At 68.4% G+C, this 18,516-nt stretch carries 21 protein-coding genes and 1 pseudogene; 9 read left to right on the top strand and 13 right to left on the bottom strand.

Annotated elements, in window-relative coordinates:
- On the bottom strand, positions 1–284 hold a 284-nt coding region (locus tag AB0H32_RS38130; protein ID WP_361130875.1), incomplete at its 3' end, for a hypothetical protein.
- Between the two features lie 267 nt (positions 285–551).
- Here AB0H32_RS38130 and AB0H32_RS38125 point away from each other — a divergent pair.
- The 4 genes from AB0H32_RS38125 to AB0H32_RS38110 all read left to right on the top strand — a co-directional run bounded on the left by AB0H32_RS38125 (position 552) and on the right by AB0H32_RS38110 (position 3,201).
- On the top strand, positions 552–1,529 hold the full coding sequence (locus tag AB0H32_RS38125) for a sigma-70 family RNA polymerase sigma factor (protein WP_361130872.1): 978 nt from the start codon (positions 552–554) through the stop codon (positions 1,527–1,529).
- 80 nt (positions 1,530–1,609) lie between these two features.
- Positions 1,610–2,167: a dihydrofolate reductase family protein gene (locus AB0H32_RS38120; protein WP_361130869.1), complete on the top strand. Its 558-nt coding sequence runs from the start codon at positions 1,610–1,612 to the stop codon at positions 2,165–2,167.
- Positions 2,164–2,358 (top strand): hypothetical protein, encoded by a 195-nt coding sequence (locus AB0H32_RS38115; protein ID WP_361130866.1) that lies wholly within the window; start codon positions 2,164–2,166, stop codon positions 2,356–2,358. Before AB0H32_RS38120 ends, AB0H32_RS38115 begins: the two co-directional genes overlap by 4 nt.
- A 315-nt stretch (positions 2,359–2,673) precedes the next feature.
- On the top strand, positions 2,674–3,201 hold the full coding sequence (locus AB0H32_RS38110) for a GNAT family protein (protein ID WP_361130863.1): 528 nt from the start codon (positions 2,674–2,676) through the stop codon (positions 3,199–3,201).
- Positions 3,202–3,223: 22 nt separating this feature from the next.
- On the opposite strand, the pseudogene AB0H32_RS38105 reads toward AB0H32_RS38110, so the two are convergent.
- From AB0H32_RS38105 to AB0H32_RS38095, 3 genes and pseudogenes are all read right to left on the bottom strand, one after another.
- Positions 3,224–4,020 (bottom strand): annotated as a pseudogene (locus AB0H32_RS38105) (IS5 family transposase); the annotation flags it as partial.
- Between the two features lie 209 nt (positions 4,021–4,229).
- A complete protein-coding gene (locus AB0H32_RS38100; protein ID WP_361130860.1) occupies positions 4,230–4,661 on the bottom strand; it encodes a hypothetical protein in 432 nt (143 codons plus the stop codon).
- A gap of 812 nt (positions 4,662–5,473) precedes the next feature.
- Positions 5,474–5,938: an SRPBCC family protein gene (locus AB0H32_RS38095; RefSeq protein ID WP_361130857.1), complete on the bottom strand. Its 465-nt coding sequence runs from the start codon at positions 5,936–5,938 to the stop codon at positions 5,474–5,476.
- Between the two features lie 46 nt (positions 5,939–5,984).
- Between AB0H32_RS38095 and AB0H32_RS38090 the strand changes: the two genes are divergently transcribed.
- On the top strand, positions 5,985–6,593 hold the full coding sequence (locus AB0H32_RS38090) for a TetR/AcrR family transcriptional regulator (RefSeq protein ID WP_361130854.1): 609 nt from the start codon (positions 5,985–5,987) through the stop codon (positions 6,591–6,593).
- Positions 6,594–6,696: 103 nt separating this feature from the next.
- Positions 6,697–7,596: an NAD-dependent protein deacetylase gene (locus AB0H32_RS38085; protein WP_361130851.1), complete on the top strand. Its 900-nt coding sequence runs from the start codon at positions 6,697–6,699 to the stop codon at positions 7,594–7,596.
- Between the two features lie 269 nt (positions 7,597–7,865).
- Here AB0H32_RS38085 and AB0H32_RS38080 read toward each other — a convergent pair whose 3' ends face one another.
- Entirely contained in the window at positions 7,866–9,017 is a 1,152-nt protein-coding gene (locus AB0H32_RS38080; protein ID WP_361130848.1) for an NAD(P)/FAD-dependent oxidoreductase, read from the bottom strand.
- Between the two features lie 142 nt (positions 9,018–9,159).
- Here AB0H32_RS38080 and AB0H32_RS38075 point away from each other — a divergent pair, with 142 nt between their 5' ends.
- Positions 9,160–9,831 carry a TetR/AcrR family transcriptional regulator C-terminal domain-containing protein gene (locus tag AB0H32_RS38075; protein ID WP_361130845.1) on the top strand — a complete coding sequence of 224 codons (672 nt, stop codon included), beginning with the start codon at positions 9,160–9,162 and terminating at the stop codon, positions 9,829–9,831.
- 1,210 nt (positions 9,832–11,041) lie between these two features.
- The gene (locus tag AB0H32_RS38070; protein ID WP_361130842.1) at positions 11,042–11,671 is read left to right on the top strand and encodes a hypothetical protein; all 630 of its coding nucleotides are present in this window, start codon (positions 11,042–11,044) and stop codon (positions 11,669–11,671) included.
- Positions 11,672–11,705: 34 nt separating this feature from the next.
- Here AB0H32_RS38070 and AB0H32_RS38065 read toward each other — a convergent pair whose 3' ends face one another.
- From AB0H32_RS38065 to AB0H32_RS38045, 5 genes are all read right to left on the bottom strand, one after another.
- Positions 11,706–12,176, bottom strand: a complete 471-nt coding sequence (locus tag AB0H32_RS38065; protein WP_361130839.1) for a nuclear transport factor 2 family protein — start codon at positions 12,174–12,176, stop codon at positions 11,706–11,708.
- A gap of 508 nt (positions 12,177–12,684) precedes the next feature.
- On the bottom strand, positions 12,685–13,359 hold the full coding sequence (locus AB0H32_RS38060; RefSeq protein WP_361130836.1) for a response regulator transcription factor: 675 nt from the start codon (positions 13,357–13,359) through the stop codon (positions 12,685–12,687).
- 364 nt (positions 13,360–13,723) lie between these two features.
- Positions 13,724–14,476, bottom strand: coding sequence for an ABC transporter permease (locus tag AB0H32_RS38055; RefSeq protein WP_361130833.1), 753 nt, complete (start codon positions 14,474–14,476; stop codon positions 13,724–13,726).
- The gene (locus tag AB0H32_RS38050) at positions 14,469–15,368 is read right to left on the bottom strand and encodes an ATP-binding cassette domain-containing protein (RefSeq protein WP_361130830.1); all 900 of its coding nucleotides are present in this window, start codon (positions 15,366–15,368) and stop codon (positions 14,469–14,471) included. The genes AB0H32_RS38055 and AB0H32_RS38050 overlap by 8 nt, the downstream gene beginning before the upstream one ends.
- A 133-nt stretch (positions 15,369–15,501) precedes the next feature.
- Positions 15,502–16,596: a histidine kinase gene (locus AB0H32_RS38045; RefSeq protein ID WP_361130828.1), complete on the bottom strand. Its 1,095-nt coding sequence runs from the start codon at positions 16,594–16,596 to the stop codon at positions 15,502–15,504.
- Between the two features lie 103 nt (positions 16,597–16,699).
- On the opposite strand from AB0H32_RS38045, the gene AB0H32_RS38040 reads away from it, so the two are divergent.
- The gene (locus AB0H32_RS38040; RefSeq protein ID WP_361130825.1) at positions 16,700–16,837 is read left to right on the top strand and encodes a hypothetical protein; all 138 of its coding nucleotides are present in this window, start codon (positions 16,700–16,702) and stop codon (positions 16,835–16,837) included.
- A 25-nt stretch (positions 16,838–16,862) separates the two neighbouring features.
- On the opposite strand, the gene AB0H32_RS38035 is transcribed toward AB0H32_RS38040, so the two are convergent.
- The 3 genes from AB0H32_RS38035 to AB0H32_RS38025 form a co-directional block, all read right to left on the bottom strand.
- Complete coding sequence (locus tag AB0H32_RS38035) at positions 16,863–17,192, bottom strand: hypothetical protein (RefSeq protein ID WP_361130823.1); 330 nt, start codon at positions 17,190–17,192, stop codon at positions 16,863–16,865.
- Between the two features lie 158 nt (positions 17,193–17,350).
- The gene (locus tag AB0H32_RS38030; protein WP_361130820.1) at positions 17,351–17,662 is read right to left on the bottom strand and encodes a hypothetical protein; all 312 of its coding nucleotides are present in this window, start codon (positions 17,660–17,662) and stop codon (positions 17,351–17,353) included.
- 578 nt (positions 17,663–18,240) lie between these two features.
- The coding region (locus AB0H32_RS38025) for a nuclear transport factor 2 family protein (RefSeq protein ID WP_361130817.1) at positions 18,241–18,516 on the bottom strand (276 nt) is incomplete at its 5' end.

Raw genomic sequence — 18,516 nt, 5'->3', positions numbered from 1 at the left:
TCACAGACGAGCTTGTCCTTCTTGATGGTGCCGGCGGCGTTCCCCTCACGGTGGGTGCCCGTGCCGAGCGTCCTGGCGTTGGCCACGAGTTCGTGGTCCAGGCCAGGGTCGCAGGAGTAGGTGACCTTCACCTGCACGTTCGGCTTGTGGAACGACACCTTGTCAATGGTCAGCACGTTGGCCTTCGCGGCGGCCAAGGGGGCGGCCGCGAGGACACCCGCCCCCGCCACCAGGACTGCAGCCGCGGTCCCGGCAAGGCGTCGCCGAATACTGGTCGACTTCATCAATTCTCTTCCTTCCCCCCTGCGCAGCCACCTTTGGTCCAGGCGTGGAGAACACTCCAACTGAATCGGCGACTGCAACAGTTGATCTACTTTCCCTGAGAGACGGCGCTGACCCAGGCGACGTTCCACGTCTATGTGGCCGGTATCGGCAACACCCACGCCACCCGGCTCACCCAGAACGCGGCGGACGGCCTGCATCCGACGTGAGCCCGGGACGGCACGTACTCGGCGTTCAGCCGCGCGGAGGCCGGTGGACGCAGCAGGCTGATGCCCGCGGCCGGAGCCTCGTCGCGGGCGCAGGCCCAGGATCGCGTGCGGCATGATGACCGCGTGGACTTCGATGCGTACCGGGGCGAGTTGGTGGCGTTCTGCTACCGGATGCTCGGCTCCTTCCATGAGGCCGAGGATCTGGTGCAGGAAACGCTGCTGCGCGCCTGGAAGGCCCGTGACCGGTACGACCCGGCGCGGGCGTCGGTGCGGACCTGGCTGTACCGCATCGCGACCAACGTGTGCCTGACCGCGCTGGACGGGCGCGAGCGTCGTCCGCTGCCGTCCGGGCTGGGCGCGCCGAGCGAGGATCCCGGGGCGCCGCTCACACCGGCGCTCGATGTCCCCTGGCTGGAGCCGTTTCCCGACGCCCGGTTCGACGTGGAGTTGCGGGCCGACCTGCGGCTCGCGTGGGTTGCGGCGGTGCAGTTGCTTCCCGCGCGGCAGCGCGCGGTGCTCGTGCTGCGCGAGGTGCTGGCATTCTCCGCCGCCGAGGTCGCCGAGCAACTGGGGACGACGGTCGCGGCGGTCAACAGTGCCCTGCAGCGGGCCCGTACCGCCGTCGCGAGCGCGGGCGATGCCGCAGGCGTCCCTGAGCCGGGCGATCCGGAGGTACGCGCGGTGGTCGAGCGGTACATGCGGGCGTTCGAGGAGGCCGATGTGCCTGCGCTGGTGCGGTTGCTGGCCGAGGACGCGGTCCTGGAGATGCCGCCGGTGCCGCTGTGGTACCGGGGCAGGGCCGACTACGGCCTGTTCATGGAGCGCGTCTTCCGCATGCGCGGCACGGGCTGGGGCATGCGGCAGCTGACCGCCAACGGCCAGCCTGCCCTGGCCGCCTACGCGCCGGAGCCCGGCGGTGGACGCCGGCTGCACACCCTGCAGCTCCTCACCGTCACCGCAGACCGCGTCACCCACAACGTCGTGTTCGCCGATCCGCGCCTCTTCGAGGCCTTCGACCTGCCACGCCTGATTCCCTGAAAAGAATTCCACAGGAGCGATGAGTCCCGACGGTGCCGCCAGTACTTACCGGTGAGCTCCACACCGAAGGGAACCTCGTCATGAGCGTCATCGTCATCGAGTTCACCACCCTGGACGGAATCGCGTCCGACCCGGACGGTTCCGCCGGCACGCCGCTGGGCGGCTGGGCGTTCCGGTACGGCCCCGAGGCGGTCGCCGGGGACAAGTTCCGGCTCGGCAGCACACTGGACAACGGCGTCCTGCTGCTCGGGCGCACGACCTGGCAGCTGTTCTCGCGCCTGTGGCCCGGGCGCGACACCCCGTTCGCCGCCCGCATGAACGCCGTGCCGAAGCTGGTCGCCTCGCGCGCCCCGACCGACTCGTCCGCCTGGGCGAACTCCCAGGTCCTCGATGGCGACCTCCTCGACACCGTCAGGCACGAACAGCGTGACGTCGTCATCACCGGCAGCCTGAGCATCGTGCACCAGCTGATGGCAGCAGACCTCATCGACGAATACCGGCTGCTGACCTTCCCCACCGTCCTGGGCACCGGCCGCCGCCTCTTTCCGGCCGACTGCCTCCGCACCGACCTCGAATGCCACGGCGCCGAACGGATCGGTGCCGCCGTCCTCACCCGCCACCGCAAGGCCGCCCGATGACCGCCCGCTTCATCGCCCGCTTCATCGCCCTCTACGAGACACGAACCGACCCGGCGGCCTTCTTCGCCCGGCACCTCCGCAACGTCCACATCCCCCTCGCCCAAACCCTTCCGGGCAGCGCCGCCCCACCGTCGGCCGCGATCCAGGCTCCGTCCGCGGCGGCCGGCCGTACCACCTGCTCGCCGGGCTGACGCGGGAAACCATGGACGAGCTTTGCGCCGCCGCATGCGCCTCCCCTGAGGGGTAAGGCCACCGCTGCCGACCTGTTACGCCGCCACGAGCGCTCACGGCCGCCTTCCAACCGGCCTCGGATCGACGTGCAGACAGCCGCACGAGCTGTGCCCGGACCGACTACCACGACCTGATGAAGGTCGCTCACGCGCAGCCGGACGCATTGTGTCACTGACTGATCGTTTCAGAATGAAGCGCTTGACCAGAAGTGTTGGCTCTTGCGGCTCGCATAGGCTGGCCGGTCTCATCCGACGCACCGCGACGAGGATCAGCCCATGCACAACACCACCAGGATCCGCCTGATCGAGCCCGCCGACGCCGCCCCGATAGCCGCGCATCGGGTGCGGGACGTCGAGGCTTTCCGGCCGTGGGAACCGGCCCAGCCGGCCGACTTCTTCACCCCGGCAGGCCAGGCGGAGCGGATCGACAGGCTGCTGGCCGGATACCGGGCCGGCTCGGTCTGGCCAGGCGTGGTGCTCGCCGACGACCAGGTGATCGGGCAGGTCACCGTCGGAGGCATCCTGCCGCAGCCGCACCTGCGCCGCGGCTCCGTCGGGTACTGGATCGCCAGCGTCGCCCAGAATCAAGGGCACGCAGGGCACGCCGTCGGGCTTGTACTCCAGGTGATGACGGACGAACTCGGGTTGCACCGCGCTGAGGCGTCCACCAATCTGGAGAATCTGCCGTCGCAACGGGTGCTGCGTCGCAACGGGTTCAGCCCGTACGGCGTCGCGCACTCCTCGATCTTTCTCGACGGGAGCTGGCGGGACGGGCTGCTGTGGGAGCGGGTCCTGGGCGACTGACTGATCGTTTCACAACGAGGGGCCTCAGGCGGCGGAGGCATATGAGGCTGCAGGCCAGATCGAGCAGGCCCTGATGGAGGTGAGCACGTCTTTCGCAGCGGATGCGGAGTCGTTTGAACTGGTGAAGCCAGGCGAAGGCGCGCTCGACTACCCAGGGGACCTTGCCCAGTCCGGAGCCGTGGGTGGCACCGCGTCGGGCGATCACGGGTCTGATGCCGCGTTTCCACAGCAGGCGGCGGTACTTGTCGAAGTCATAGCCCCGGTCGGCGTACAGTCGCCGGGGCTTGCGCCGAGGGCGTCCCCGCAGGCCCCGGATTGGGGGAACCGTGTTCAGCAGGGGCAGAAGCTGGGTGACGTCGTGCCGGTTGCCGCCGGTGAGCGTGACGGCGAGCGGGGTTCCGTGCCGGTCGACGATCAGGTGGTGCTTGGAGCCGGGGCGGGCCCGGTCGACCGGTGAGGGACCGACGTGGTCCCCCCCTCTGAGCGCCCGGATGTGCAAGCCGTCCACGGCACAGTCGTCCAAGTCCAGCAGGTCGGCGCGACGCAGCTCGCCCAGCAGGGTGGCGTGCAGGCGGGGCCAGACACCGGCCTCGGTCCAGTCCCGCAGCCGGCGCCAAGCCGTCACACCGGATCAGCCCACACTCTCTGCGGGAACGTACGCCAGGCGACACCGGTCCGCAGCACATACATGACGCCGGCAAGCGCCGTTCGGTCGGGAACACGCAACCGCCCCGGATGGCGACGGCGCCGCTCGGGAGCAGGGGGCAACAGCCGAGCCACCCGCTCCCACAGGTCGTCAGGATTAAGATCAACACGCACCCCGGACACCCTGCCGACCAAGATCGCCGAGCACAAGACCCACAGCTCAACTCACTCTGAAACGATCGGTGATTCGCCGAGGCCTGGCCAATACCGCGTTCAGCGGCCCCGGGCAGCTGAGCGCGGTGGTCCGCCAGGCCTTGCGCGAAATCCGGTACCGCCCCTGGTTCATCGGCGGCGCCACCGCAGGCACCGGCCCATGCGGCGGTTCAGTGCAGTGAGATATCGCGTGCGGTGTCCTCTGCGACATGACGCCACTGCGACAGCCATCGGAAATTGCGTCTGATCCCCTCAAGGTCCGGGACCATCCTCAGCACCGCCAACGCCGCTGACCGCGGCAGCAGCTCTGCCTTCGGCCACTCCGTCGTCTGCCCGCACAAATCGATCGGCACATGGCCCTCGGCCTCGTCGATGACGTATCCGTACCAGTTGTCATCAAGCATCAGTGAGGCGACCGACCAGTCCGGACCCACCCCGACGATCAGCACCGGATCACCGCCGTCGTTCCAGGTGAACGTCACCGAACCAGTCTCGTCGGCAAGTTCATACAGCGTGGGCAGGTCCGCCCGAGACACCAGGCGCCCCGCACATGCGCGTCCCAGCCGCCAGTCCTCGAACAACAGCCGATCGGGCAGATTCATGGCGCCGAACGTAGCATCGGTCAACCTGGCACATCACATCGAATGCAGGTCGATCGACCACTGTCGACGCTGCCCCCGAACCATCCTCAACCAGCTGCTGGGCCAGCCCTCGTCCCGCTGAGCGTCACTCCCGCAACACACCGGCAGCCTCGATCAGCCCGTCGCTCTGCTGGACACTGCGGCCACACGGATCGACACCACGCTCAATGCCCAAGCCACGTGCACCGAGCTTGCGGACTTCTTGGTGCCCTCCCCGGCCGACGGGTCGGAGTGGCAACCCTCGTCGAGGAGGAAGACGGCAACGCGCCCCTGTCGACCGCCGGGTTACTGCGAATGTCCATCATGCACTCGCTTCTCCTCGCGCCTCTCCCCACCGCAGACCGCTCGGTCGGCGGCATGCTCCTGGGGCGGGCGGGTGTATCGGCTCCCTTCAGCGACGAGGACATCCTGACCGACCAGGGCCTGGCTGCCCGTGCGGCCGTCGCCATCGACAGTGCCCACCGGTACACCACCGAACACCATGGCGGGCGAGCTCCAAACGGCACATCGACGTCTCCCTGCAAGCCTTCACACGCCTGTGCCTGCCGGTGGACGGGTTGTTGGACGATCTCCTCGACACCCTCCTTGCCAATGGCCGCCCGTGCGACGGAGCCTGGAGTCACGGCTCAGAAACCCGGCGAACGAGTGGCCCACCTGCAGCCGGCCGTGGATCTTCCGGCGGAGTTGGGGGCCGCCCAGGATGAGGCGGGCCTGTGTGGGGATCCGGCCGACGAAGACGGTGACGGACTTCCGGGTGGTTGCCGGTAGCGCCGTCATGAGCCGGCGGTGGACACGTGGCGAGCCAACTCGGCGGCCAGACGTCGCATGACCCTGCAGTTGGCGCGCCGCATCGTGGCCCGGACGGCGGGCGCCAGCAGGCGTTCGGCGAGCGGCGCGTGAATCCAGGCGTATGTGAACGAGACGCGGCTCCCGCCGGATGACAGCGGTTTGATGGTGTAGGTGCCGTGGGCCAGGCGTCGGCCGGCCGCGCTGACGTTGCGTTCGACGATGCGTCGCGGTGCGTCGGCCTCGACGACCTCGATGGTGACCTCGGTCTCTGTGCCGACCAGCGTGGCTGTGACCGTGGCGCACGACCCGACGCCGCGGCTGGATCCGCCGTAGCGCCAGTCGGTCAGGTAGTGGTTGGTGAATCGCTCGTGGTGAGCCATGACATCGAGGAAGTCGTAGACCTGCTCCGGCGTCTGCGGTACGTCGATCGACACGGTGACAGACTTCATGTACCACACGGTACATGCGACATGTACCAATTGGTACACTCCGGCTGTGGTGAATACGGACGACTCGCATCCCGAGGACGAGGCCGCCCACGGCACGGACGGGGACCGGCGCGCACAACTGGTGGAAGCGGCCGTCGACCACGTTGTCGCACACGGCATCTCGGATCTGAGCCTGCGCCGCCTGGGCGCCGCGATCGGCGTCAGTCATCGCATGCTGATCCACTACTTCGGTTCCAAGGAACGGCTGCTCATCGAGATCGTCCGGACGTCGGAACGGCGCCAGCGCGATCTGCTGTCCAGGCTCCGACTGGAGCCGGACCTGACGCCCACCGATGTCGCGCGACGGCTGTGGCAGGAGCTGACGGACCCCGCGCTGGCCGGTCAGGAGCGGCTCTTCTTCGAGATCTACGGGCACGCACTGCGGGGCCGCCCCGAGGCAGTCCCGGTCCTCGAAGGGCTCGTGACGGACTGGCTGGAGCCGCTGGCGGCCGCCGAGATGGCGGCTGGAGCAGATCCGGCCACGGCCCGCCACCGCGCCAGACTCGGACTAGCCACCGTCCGCGGCCTGCTGCTCGACCTGCTCGCCACCGGGGACCGCGCCGGCGTCGACGCGGCGATGGAGGCGTTCCTCCGGCTGTACTACGGCTCGGACTGACGCAGCTGCCGAACAGACCGAGCGGGGCAGGTCACCGCACCGGCACGATGCGCCATCCCGCTGACAGGACGATTGAACGCAGTCTGTTCCGTACCCTGGCGGCATGCGCATGCGCCCCACCCTGAGCTGGACCCCTACCGAGGACCTGCTGCCGGGCACCACGGATCTGGAGCCGGTCGCCGATGCGCTGAGCACCGGCGGTGTGCTGGTGCTCAGCGGGGCGGGCATCTCCACGGAGTCGGGCATCCCCGACTACCGGGGCGAAGGCGGGAGCCTGAGCCGGCACACCCCGATGACCTACCAGGACTTCACCGCCGGCGCCCAGGCCCGGCGCCGGTACTGGGCGCGCAGCCACCTCGGCTGGCGCACCTTCGGCGGCGCTCGCCCCAACGCCGGGCACCAAGCCGTGGCCGCGTTCGAACGGCACGGCCTGCTCTCGGGTGTGATCACCCAGAACGTCGACGGGCTGCACCAGGCCGCCGGCAGCAAGGCCATCGTGGAACTCCACGGAAGCCTGGACCGGGCAGTCTGCCTCACCTGCGGCGCCTTCAGCCCGCGGCGCGAACTCGCCCGGCGGCTGGAAGAGGCCAATCCAGGCTTCGAGCCGGTGGTCGCAGGAATCAACCCGGACGGTGACGCCGACCTCACCGACGATCAGGTTGGCGACTTCCGGGTCGTGGCCTGCACGATCTGTGGCGGCATCCTCAAACCGGACGTGGTGTTCTTCGGCGAAGCCGTGCCGCCGCAGCGGGTCGAGCAGTGCCGCAAGCTGGTCCGCGAGGCGACCTCACTGCTTGTCCTGGGCTCCTCGTTGACAGTGATGTCCGGGCTCAGGTTCGTCCGCCAGGCGGCCCAGGCCGACAAGCCGGTGCTGATCGTCAACCGCGACCCGACCCGAGGTGACCGGCACGCCCTCACCCGGGTCGCACTCCCGCTGGGAACAGCTCTCACCACCGTGGCCGGCCGGCTGGGCATCCCCTTCGACGGCCAGGCAACGGCCTGAAACGTCCCCATCGAGGTCGTCAGCACGGTCCGCTCATCGCCAGGACACCTCTCACAGGTGCCAGTGACGGGCCGGCTTCAGTCGCCGAGCAAGGCCAGGGTGCTCAGAGGTGTACCGAGAGCGATCAGCCGCAGACGGCCGTCGGTGTCGTCCGGCCCAACAGCAGCGCCTGCGGGGTGGCGAGAGTACCGGCGACCCCGCCGAGCATGGCCTCGACCTGGGGCGCACCTTGGGTTCATCGATGCGCTTGAGCCCACACGACCAGTGACTCATTGGGTCTGCTCGTGTCCGGTGAGCATGTTCACCAGGCTGTGGGGTGCGTTCTCGCCGAAGAGCAGCTCGTGGAGCTGGGCGCCTTCGGCGGCAGCCGCGGCGCTGCGGGGGAACAGTGCCCGCTCGTATTCGGTGAGCGCGGCCTCGACGTCATCGGGGTGCGCGGCGATGGCCTTGCCGAGTTCGGCACCGTCGTACATGGCCAGGTTGGCGCCTTCGCCGTTCGGGGCCGAGAGACAGGCGGCGTCGCCGAGCAGGGTCACCCCCGGCACCCGATCCCAATCGTGCCTGGCCGGCAGTGCGTTGAGAGAGCGCAGGACCGGCTCGGTGTCACTGTCGGTGATCAGCGCGGTGAGCTCCGGCGCCCAGCCGTCGAACTCCTGCGCAATCCGTGCGGTTGCCGCGGCGGAATCGGTGAAATCGATACCGGCGAACCAGTCCTGCGGCTTGGAGAGTGCCACGTAGGTGTGGAGGGTCCCGCCGTTCTCCCGGTGAGCCTGGATTCCCTTCCCCGGCGCGAGCGCGAAGAGCGACCCTCCGCCGACCGCCTTCGCGCTGGCAGGGTGCCGGGTGTCGGCGTCGAACAGGTAGGTCTCGATGAACGACCTGCCGACGTACTCGGGTGCCGCATCGGAGAGCAGGGGCCGGACCCGTGACCACGCGCCGTCCGCGCCGACCAGCACGCTCGTGACGACGGTGGCGCCGTCGGTAAAGGTCACCTCGTGACGACCCTCGCCAAGGGAGCGGACGCCGCCGGCCTTGTGCCCCCACCGAACGGTGCCGGCCGGGAGCGAGTCGAGCAGGATCCGTCGCAGCTCGCCCCGCTGCACCTCGGGGCGTCCGCCCGTGCCGTCGTCGGGGTCGTCGAGCAGGACGGTTCCGCTCCGGTCGAGGACCCGTGTCGCCTGGCGGCCCTCCAGGATGAGGCCGCGGAAGTCGTCGATCAGGCGTGCCGCCCGGAGTGCCGGTTGGCCGTTGTGGTCGTGGATGTCGAGCATCCCGCCTTGCGTGCGCGCCGCCGGGGAGGGCTCCGCCTCGTAGAACGTGGCCGGGATTCCGTGGACGTGCAGGACACGGGCGAGCGTGAGGCCGCCCAGCCCGGCGCCGACGATCGTGTCGGGAGTATCGGGAGTGTCGGGAGGGGTCATGATGCTTCCTTCCTGATCGCGGACCGTTGGACGGACACCCGGCGGATCACGCCTGGAACGTCGTTCCAGCAGCCACAGAGCGGAACTGCGTTCCATTGATTGTCAAACTGGAACAGCGTTCCAAGATGTCTGGAATGGGGACATGGCAACCAGGACGCGTCGTCCGGAACGACGGCAGGAACCGCTCTCCCGGGAGCGCATCGTCAGCGCCGCCGTCGAGCTCCTCGACACGGTGGGCGAAGGCGGGCTCACGTTCCGCGTGCTGGCCGAGCGCCTCGCGACCGGCCCAGGGGCGATCTACTGGCACGTCACGGGCAAGACGGCGCTCCTGGCTGCCGCCACCGAGCCCGTCGTCGCCGACACCATCACCGCTGACGACAGCGACGCGACACCACAGGATGCGATCCGCGCCCTCGCACTCGGCGTGTTCGACGCGATCGACGCCCACCCATGGGTCGGCACGCAGCTCGCCCGCACATCGTGGGAGACGCCAATGCTGCAGGTCTTCGAACGCATCGGACGCCAGGTCCGGGCGCTCCGGGTGCCCGAAGCCGCCCAGTTCACCGCAGCGTCCGCGCTGCTGAACTACATCCTCGGGGTGGCGGGCCAGAACGCCGCCAACACCCGCGCGGTCCAGCCGGACACGGACCGGACCGAGTTCCTCGACACCGTGGCGACCGCATGGTCAGAGCTCGACCCCGGCCGGTACCCGTTCACTCGAAACGTCGCAAGCCGACTCCGGAGACACGACGACCGGGCCGAGTTCCTCGCCGGCATCGACCTCATCCTCATCGGAATCACCGCCAACCAGTAGCCGGCCGGCTGCCCTCGCACGCTCACAGCCTGCATCCCTTGGCAGGCTCCCAGGGACAGTTACTCACTCGACAGTCGGGCTCCGCGGACGACCGGAGGCTTGCGCCCGCTATCCCGAACTGGCCGCGGCCGGCCTCCCCTGCAGTACGAGACCGTGCTGCGCGCCGCGCCGCATCTCCATCTGCCGCCCCCGCCCTCGCCGCTGCCCGGCAACCACGACCTCGCCGGTGCGGTCGCGGGGTGCGTCGAGGCGCGGACGGTGGCGACTGACCGGCTCTGCCGAGGCTGACCTCGGCTGCTCCGTGTTCCCGTTGACAAGCGGACACCTCACCGCTCACCGCGGTAAAGCCCCCAAGAACCCACCCCACCTCGCGCCTGGAACCGGAGGGCAGTGAGATGGCATCGTCATGGAAGACGGACCAAGTGTCAGCCAGCGCAAGGCGAGTTGGGTGGGACAGCAAGGCACACGTTGTCATTGGGGGGAGGTGCGCGCAAGCGAACTCCTGCCACAGCAGCAGATCCGCCACGGGAGGAACAATTGGGCGTCAGTTGTTGGAGCACTCTCGCTGGGGCGGAGGGGCTCACGCTCACCGATGTGATCCCTGCACCCGGCTACGTCCTCGGTATCTTGACGGCATGGGTCATACACCTCCCCGCGCCGCCCAGGACCCTCTTCCAAGCGCCACCCGAGACCCCTTTCCGGCCCGGCCGTAGTCTGCGGTTTCCCGCAATTTTCTTGCTCTTCGCCGCATTGGGTGTCGCCCACAGTTTTTTCTATGGTCTCTTGATAGGAAACTTACTGGTGGTGTTCTTGGCGCACTACAAGACCCGCCTCCAGTTGGCCGGCGTGCTGCTGCGAGTGCTCGTGCCCGTTCTGCTTGCCGCTCTGGCCATCCGCATCCTGTCCCTCTCCGGAAGAGGCAATTGGTGGTTGATTCTCCTGGCACTCTCGCTCCCGACAGCAGGAATCTTATGGGCCCTCCCCTACGGTAGAAAGCTGTCCTGGCACGGTTCCTGGAGCTTCCCCTACCCTCGCACCACACCTCCGGAACTGTCGCAGAACGAAACACAGCAGGGCCCTCGTTACACCCTTCTTCCCGGCCAGTATCCGCTCTGGGGGATCGGGATATGGCTGGTCGCTTGGCCATGCTGCCTGACAGCTCTCGGACTGTCACTTTGGGGAGTGCACCGCTTCCGATCTTACGGGTGGCTTGATCGGCCTGGTCGTATCCAGCCGCGACGAGGAAGAACACATCGCGGACGCGCTGCACCCCGTCGGACCACTGGTCGCCGTCGGTGCCCCTGACGAAGTTCTCCCCTTTGCGGGGGCGGTGCGCATGTATCTGCCGAAAACTTCCTGGCAGCAACCCGTGCGGGAACTCATGATGCGGGCCCGCCTGGTCACTCTCACGCTGGGCTCAAGCGCCGGAACCATGTGGGAGTTGTCCGAGGCCATGCGCATTCTCCCGCCCCAGCGCCTGCTCCTCTTCGTACCCGGGAAGATGCACGAGGGAGAGTACGAGAGGATCCGCAAGAAGAACGAAACGGCTCTGCGGGCCCTCCCGGAATCGAAAATGAATCGCACATGGAAGAACGGCATCCCGCCCTCCCTTCCTGACTGCATGCCTGGCCTACGGTTCACCGATCCGGTTATCGGTGTCATCCACTTCTCCGAGGACTGGGAACCCGCCTTCACCCGCACGCCCAATACCGGTCTCCCATGGGAGGCCCAGGGCGGATTCCCCTGGGAGAATCCGTGCACCAGTCTCATCCGCGGGCTACGCCCAGCCTTCGAACAGCTGGCCGCATACGAGGAAGAGACCGGCTGGCACTGCGGTTGATCCCGCCTTGGCGCTGGCGTTCGGGCAGCAGCTTTCAGTGGTCCGGTTCGCCGCTGCTGAGGCTGGCGGCGATGGTGGTCAGTCGGTCCATCGTGTGAGCCACACCGAGGCCATCCATGTAATCGCGGGCGTGGACGATCAGGCCGTTCCGGACCCGGAGCACCAGGAGTCCGGGGAAGCTGAAGGGCTGTCCGCTTGTGGTCACGGTTCCGGTGATGACATGTTCGGCGATGATCACTTCGGGGTCGGTGTTCTCATGGATGGCGACTTCGGTGATCTCTTGCGGTTGTGCCGGGCTCGCGCCCCAGACTGCCCGATAGCCGGCGCGGACCTCTTCGCGTCCCTGATAGCGCGCGGGCATGCCGGGGAAGAAAAACGGGAACTCGTGTACGGCGTCGGCCGCGTACAGGTCGGCCAGGTCGTCCGCGGACTTATCGAGTATCGCGCGGTGGTAGCAGGCCAGTACGCCACGAGTGCTGAGGCTGGCCGAGGTCGTGTCGGGCATGGTGGTGGGGCTCCGTTCAGTCAGCGCGTGGATGGATTCGGTCGGGTGAGGATCCATGAGTTCGGGCGGGCGAATATGGCGAGGGCCTCCAAGATCCGGTTGTGAAAACCGACTTGGAGACCCTCACGCCCCACCCTATGTGAAGATCGACGATGAGATCGAAGGAACTCGATGGCTGGCAGGCCGCCGCAGTTGAACGGTTCCGAGCTGGTATGTCTGGCCGTCGCGCAGGCGTTTCCAGAGTTCGCCTCGGAGGACCGCTGGCTGCGGTTTGCAGGTTTGAACCTGAGCCTGATGTTCCCGTACCTGCCCCCGCGGCCTCGATGCAACCAGCGTCTACGGGCCGCGTTGCCGCTGGTCGAGCAGGCCATTCGGCTGCCGGCGACGGATACTGACTTCTGGTTCGACAACCACTGGATCGTCGCTTCCACGCCGGTGACGTGCGGGATGTCGCGGACGACGGTGAAGCGGTCGGACCTGGTCGGACGGGCCGGCTACGGAAGTACAGCTAGGACGGCATCCCCCGCTCGGCCAGGCCGCCCTCGTACGCGATGATCACCAGCTGGGCCCGGTCCCGGGCCTTGAGCTTGGCAAGGAGACTGCTCACGTGGGTCTTCACCGTCGGCAGACTGACCACCAGACGCTCGGAGATCTCGGCGTTCGACAGTCCGTTCGCGATCAGGACGAGCACCTCCGTCTCCCGCTTGGTGAGGCCGACCAGTCTCGGTGCCGGCCTGGCCGGTTCGCTGCGACGGGAGAAGTTCGCAATGAGGCGGCGCGTCACCGTCGGCGCCAGGACGCTCTCGCCGTCGGCGATGACCCTGATGCCGGCGACCAGATCGGACGGTGAGGCGTCCTTCAGCATGAACCCGCTGGCTCCCGCCTCCAGGGCCGGATAGACGTAGTCGTCCATGTCGAACATGGTGAGCGCCAGCACCCGTACACCGACTGTCGATTCGTCGGAACAGATCTGCCGGGTGGCCGCGATGCCGTCCATGACCGGCATGCGCAGATCCATCAGTACGACATCGGGTCGTAGCTCCCGGGCCAGTTGGACGGCCATGGCTCCGTCGCTCGCCTCGCCGATCGCCTCCATGCCGGGGGTCGAGTCGACAAGGAGGCGGAAGCTGCCGCGCAGCAGCGCCTGGTCGTCTGCGATCAGCACCCGGACCGCGTCACCCATGAGCGCCACCATACCCGGCGCAGGGAGTCGCCCTCCCTTCCCGGAGACGACCTGAAACATGTTCAGGACCGACTGCCGCGGCGTCGTCCGACTGCCTGGCTCTTCGATGCTCACTGTTCGTCACGTGGATTTGGTACTGCAGCGACGTTCCGTAGCCTGCCAAATGTCGTCTCGTTCAGAGTCACGCGCTGGAAATTCCAGCTGACGGTTGGTCATATGAGTTCCGTGACGTTGGTGGCGCGGCTCGTCGGGCCGCGTCGGGCGGGTCGAGACCGGGACGTTCCATCCGGGGTTGTCGCACGTCGGGATCGGCAGCACCACCGGCTGCCGGTAGGTGTGGTGCTCGGCCCCCTCCCCCGTCCCTTCACCCGTCCCAGCGCCGGTGCCTGAGGTAGCCGCCGACCAGAGCGGCCGCGGTCCAGGCGAGCAGAGCCAAGAAGCCGGTCCCCACTTCCGGGGAGTGGACGGTGAGCATCTGTATGCCGGCTTGGTCGGGGAAGTACCGGGCCAGCTCCTTGGTCGCACCCATGAGGGACATGATGTGCGACCCGGCCAGCACCATGGGCAGCAGCACCGCAAGGGGCACGACCGCGTTGCGGGCCGTCGCGGCGACACCGGCCGCGAACAGGCTCATCAGCGTCAAGTAGACGACGGCGCCGACCAGTGCCCGCGGGACTCCGCTCGCGCCGATCGAGGCGCCGTAAGGGCCGAGGGCGTACTGAGTGACCAGGTAGCCGGCGATGGTGACCGGAATCGCGGCCGCTGCTGCGGCGGTCGCGGTGACCGTCGTCTTCGCTGCGAAGAGCCGACCGCGCCGAGGCACCGCGAGCAGGGAGACGCGCATCATGCCTGAGCTGTACTCGCTGGTGACGACGAGTACGCCGAAGACGATCAGGGCGAGCTGGCCGTAGAGGATGCCGTCCAGGCCGGCCTGCTGAGGGGTGAATCCGGTCCGCAGCATCGAGCTGTGGGATTCGAGCGCGGACCTCGCAGAGACGCCGTCCAGGGTGGCGACGAGAAGGCTGAAGGGTACGAAGAACAGCAGCGGGACGAAGGTGCTGCGGACACAGCGCAGCTTGGTGAACTCGGCGCGGACTGCCGCGAGCGTCTCAGACACGGGTGTCGCCCCTCTCCGCGACGATCCGGAGGAAGGTGTCCTCCAGCGATCCCGCCTGGGAGCTCAGTTCGTCCACGGTGATCCCGTGCGTCGCGGCCAACCGGTTGATCTCGGCCGCGGGCATCCCCCGGACCGCCAGGCTGCCGTCCGCCGCGACAGCCACTGTGGCACCCCTGCGGTCCAGTTCACGGGCGAGGGGCTTGTGCTCAGGGGTTCGGACGCGGACGTAGGGCCGCGCGTACCGCTGGATGAAGTCGGACATGCCGGTGTCGGCGAGGAGCCGTCCACGATGAATGACGATCAGGTGGTCGGCGACCATCGACATCTCGGTCATCAGATGGCTGGATACGAGCACCGTCCGGCCCTCGGCGGCCATCGAACGAAGCAGTTCTCGTAACCAGCGGATCCCCTCCGCGTCCAGGCCGTTGACCGGCTCGTCGAGCACCAGGACGGGCGGGTCGCCCAGCAGCGCCACCGCCAGACCGAGCCGCTGCCCCATGCCGAGAGAGAACGTGCCGACCCGCCGCCGTGCCGCACCCGAGAGCCCGACCATCTCCAGGACCTCCGCAACGCGCCTGCGGGCGATCCCGTTGCTCTGCGCGAGCCACAGCAGGTGATGGGCTGCGGTCAGGCCGCGGTGGGCCACCGCCGTCTCCAGCAGTGCCCCCACCTGCCGCACGGGGTGGCGCAGTTCATGGTAGGCGCGCCCGCTGATCCGGGCGGATCCGGTATCGGGGCGGGTCAGGCCGAGCATCATCCGCATCGTGGTGGACTTCCCGGCTCCGTTGGGGCCGAGGAACCCCGTGACGGCCCCGGGGCGGACCGCGAAGGTGAGGCCGTCCACGACGGTGTTCGGCCCGTATCGCTTGGTCAGGTCGTCGATGTCGATCACATGGTTCAGTCTCGTCGTGCGCCCCCGCCGACCGCATCGGCCCGGAGAACGGGACCGCGGACGGCCCGGTACGGGCCGAATTCATACCTGCGGATGAGACGGCACCAGTACGGGAGCGTCGCCGCGACCCGCATCAGTACGGCAAGGTCGCCGCGACGCGGAAGCCGCCGCCCGTGCGCGGTCCGGCAGTGACGCTGCCTCCGTGCGCGGCGGCCCGCTCGCGTATCCCGACCAGGCCCAGTCCGCCGCCGGGAACGGTGGTGCGAGGACCTGCCGCGGGAGGGCCGTCGTCGTCCACCTCGATCGTCAACACCCCCTGCCCTGCGAAGACTTTCACCCGGCAGCAGGTGGGTGCGGCATGCTTGACGACGTTGGTCAGCGCTTCCTGCACAATCCGGACGGCCGACACGGCGACAGCATCTGGGGGCTGCTCCGGCCAGCGCGCGTCCAGGGCGACCCGCACGCCCGTGGCCTCGGCCGCCCGGGCCAGTGCCGGCAGGTCCGACAGCCCGAGCACTGGCCGGAGTTCCTCTGCCGACTCCTCGTCCCGGCGCAGTACCTTGAGGGTGGCACGCAGGTCGCGCAGCGCCTTGCGGCTGACGTCCTCGATCACCGTCAGGGCTTGCCGCGCCTCCTCGGGGTGACTGGTGACGACGTGGTTGGCGATGCCGGCCTTGACCGCGATCAGGCCCACGCTGTGGGAGACGACGTCGTGGATGTCCCGCGCTATGCGGAGGCGTTCTTCGGCCTTCGCCCGCTCGGCCGTCTCTTCGATGACGTGCCGTACGGCCTCCCGTCGCTCCCGGACGGCCGAGCCGGCAGCCCAGGTGGCGCCGAGGACCAGCAGGCCGAAGACGACCTGCACAGCCTGCGTCCCGCCTTGGCAGTGCCGCGATCCGGTCATCGTCAGCCCGGCCCCGCCGACGACGCACACTGCACCGACGACCGCCGACAGCCCCGTCGGCCGCCGACGGACCAAGGCAACCTGGTACAGGGCGTAGGCGGCGGCGAGGAACGCGGTCGGCGCGAGACCGGACGGCAGCGACACGACGACCACGGCCAACTCGAACAGGAACACCGACACGGGCCACAGCCGCCGGACGATCACAGGCAGCGCGGCGCTCAGCGACAACAGCCACACAGTGGTACTGCCCGGCGCAGCGCCGCCGAGAGCATGCCGCAGGGGTGCCAGTTCCGGGAGCAGTGCGAATCCGAGTGCGGCCGGCACGTCGAGCACGATCGAGCGCCGACGTGAGGCAGCGCTTGCGCGAACAGGGCCCATGGGCACGAACGTAGGTGTTCAGTCGGCGACGCGTCCACCACCGCCCGTTGTGACGGGCTCGACCGCCCAGTTCGTCCACCGCATGCTCACCGACCCGCACCACTCCTTCTCGACCGCCCGTTGCTTCGACGTCCGCTGGTTCCGAGCTACGAGAGCCTCGATGCGGACGGAGGGCGGCTTCCAGTAGAGGCCGCCCCCTCCGAGATGGTCTGTCAGGGGAGGAACATCACGCTGTTGATGATGTCACCGTCGACTTGCAGTGACTTGTCCGGAGCGACGTCGGAGATGAGCCCGCTGCACGTGATGCTGCTGAATACCCGTGCCTCGGTTTTCGTTTCGTTGATCACCGAATCCGACGCGAACTCGAAGAAGTAGCAGGTGTTGTTGGCCGGATTGACGAAGGTGCGGAGCTGGCCCGTGGAGCTCCCGTAGACGAACTCCCCCTGCGCGGCCTGCGCCTCGGCCGACAGGCCGACGATCAGGCCCAGGGAGGCCACGAGGGTGACTGCCGCTTTCCCGAAGGAGGTCATCACCGTCTTCATGATGCACGCACCATCCTTGTTGTCAGCCGAACGTGATGCTTTACGGCAGGTCGCCGCCGGATTCCAGCTGCGGTCCCGGCGGATGAATCCGCCGAGACCGTCTCCTTCCGTGACCCTCGCCGAGGACGGGGTGCACGTGTCCCTTCCCCATGACCCGTTCAAGGCAGGGGCCGGTAGGAGTAGTAGTGGTGACTGGGGTCGTTCCAGGAGAAGCCGGGGTCTACCAACGCAGTGGCAGTGCCTGAGCAGTTACTGCTGGGCCAGAGGTGGATCCTGCGGTTCGTCCTGTTGGTTCCCCTGACGGCTCCGACACTGGTGGTGTTGTAGCAGCGGCCGACCTCCGGATCGAACTCGATGGTGCGGAGCCCGGCATCGTCGTAGTACTCGAAATAGCAGGTGCCGCCGCCCGGCGGCGGGCAAGCCGGTACCGAGGCGCGAGCCTGCGCCGGGGAGCCTGTCCCGTTTGTCACCGGAATGAGGAGAGCGGTAGCTGCAACGGCCGCGGCCGCGACGGCGCGCGACCAGGATTTCGTGACCATGTAAGGGACATGGCCAGCAAAAACGCTCCCGCATGCAGGATGTCACCCGAACGAGAACGCCAAACCGCCATCAGGTCGGCAGAGTCCGAGAGCACACAGCCGAGGCTGGGCGGCGCGCACTCAAGGACCGCCAACCCAGGACAGAGGTCCACCCGGCACCGGACCCGGAAGGTCATGGTCAGCGCCGCAGACCCGGCCGCGCCGCCTACGGCACGCACATCGGCAAGCGGATGTTCAGCACAAGGATCCCAAGCCAACCGCGGCTTGGGATCCTTGTCTGGGCGCGCCTGCTGCAGACCACCGAGCGGGGCGTCGGCCTGCACGGCGCCGATATGGACGGCGGGGTGTGCGGGCGGGCCGACTGGTGGCCGACTGCCGCGGTCGGTAGTGCCACAGCACCCCCGGCGGTGCCACAGCACCCGCGGCGGCGGCCGCCCATCGTGATGCAGCCGACTGATGCCCCCGGGGATGTCGAGCAGGTCCTTATCGATCGTCCCCCGGTCGAGGACTCACGCCTCAGGAAGCCGGTCGAGGAAGCCGAGGACGGAGGTGATCCGGCCGTCCTCGGCCAGGGTGAGAACGTCCGATCCTGCCACCGGCGCCGAACCGTCCGCGACGGAGACGAGCTCCCAGCCGAAGCGGGCGATGTGATGGTTGCCGTCCACATCACCGGCCAGCCTGAACTCGAATCCGGGGAACTGCTCGTGCGCACCCCGGATCACCGCGGCGATCTGCTCGTGACCGCGCACGTCGGCCAGCGGGTCCGTGTACGTGCCCTCCTCGGA

Source organism: Streptomyces sp. NPDC020362 (genome assembly GCF_040642095.1).
In the GTDB taxonomy this organism is placed as follows: Bacteria; Actinomycetota; Actinomycetes; order Streptomycetales; family Streptomycetaceae; genus Streptomyces.
The sequence above is the reverse complement of the archived record's forward strand: the minus strand, read 5'-3'. Positions and strand labels throughout refer to the sequence as shown.

Excerpts from the sequence above, each read along its gene's own strand:
- AB0H32_RS38085 (WP_361130851.1), top strand. The coding sequence starts at position 6,697 with ATGCGCATGCGCCCCACCCTGAGCTGGACCCCTACCGAGGACCTGCTG.
- AB0H32_RS38060 (WP_361130836.1), bottom strand. The coding sequence starts at position 13,359 with ATGGGTGACGCGGTCCGGGTGCTGATCGCAGACGACCAGGCGCTGCTG.
- AB0H32_RS38095 (WP_361130857.1), bottom strand. The coding sequence starts at position 5,938 with ATGAAGTCTGTCACCGTGTCGATCGACGTACCGCAGACGCCGGAGCAG.
- AB0H32_RS38120 (WP_361130869.1), top strand. The coding sequence starts at position 1,610 with ATGAGCGTCATCGTCATCGAGTTCACCACCCTGGACGGAATCGCGTCC.
- AB0H32_RS38125 (WP_361130872.1), top strand. The coding sequence starts at position 552 with ATGCCCGCGGCCGGAGCCTCGTCGCGGGCGCAGGCCCAGGATCGCGTG.
- AB0H32_RS38080 (WP_361130848.1), bottom strand. The coding sequence starts at position 9,017 with ATGACCCCTCCCGACACTCCCGATACTCCCGACACGATCGTCGGCGCC.
- AB0H32_RS38100 (WP_361130860.1), bottom strand. The coding sequence starts at position 4,661 with ATGAATCTGCCCGATCGGCTGTTGTTCGAGGACTGGCGGCTGGGACGC.
- AB0H32_RS38110 (WP_361130863.1), top strand. The coding sequence starts at position 2,674 with ATGCACAACACCACCAGGATCCGCCTGATCGAGCCCGCCGACGCCGCC.
- AB0H32_RS38075 (WP_361130845.1), top strand. The coding sequence starts at position 9,160 with ATGGCAACCAGGACGCGTCGTCCGGAACGACGGCAGGAACCGCTCTCC.
- AB0H32_RS38065 (WP_361130839.1), bottom strand. The coding sequence starts at position 12,176 with ATGCCCGACACGACCTCGGCCAGCCTCAGCACTCGTGGCGTACTGGCC.
- AB0H32_RS38115 (WP_361130866.1), top strand. The coding sequence starts at position 2,164 with ATGACCGCCCGCTTCATCGCCCGCTTCATCGCCCTCTACGAGACACGA.
- AB0H32_RS38035 (WP_361130823.1), bottom strand. The coding sequence starts at position 17,192 with ATGAAGACGGTGATGACCTCCTTCGGGAAAGCGGCAGTCACCCTCGTG.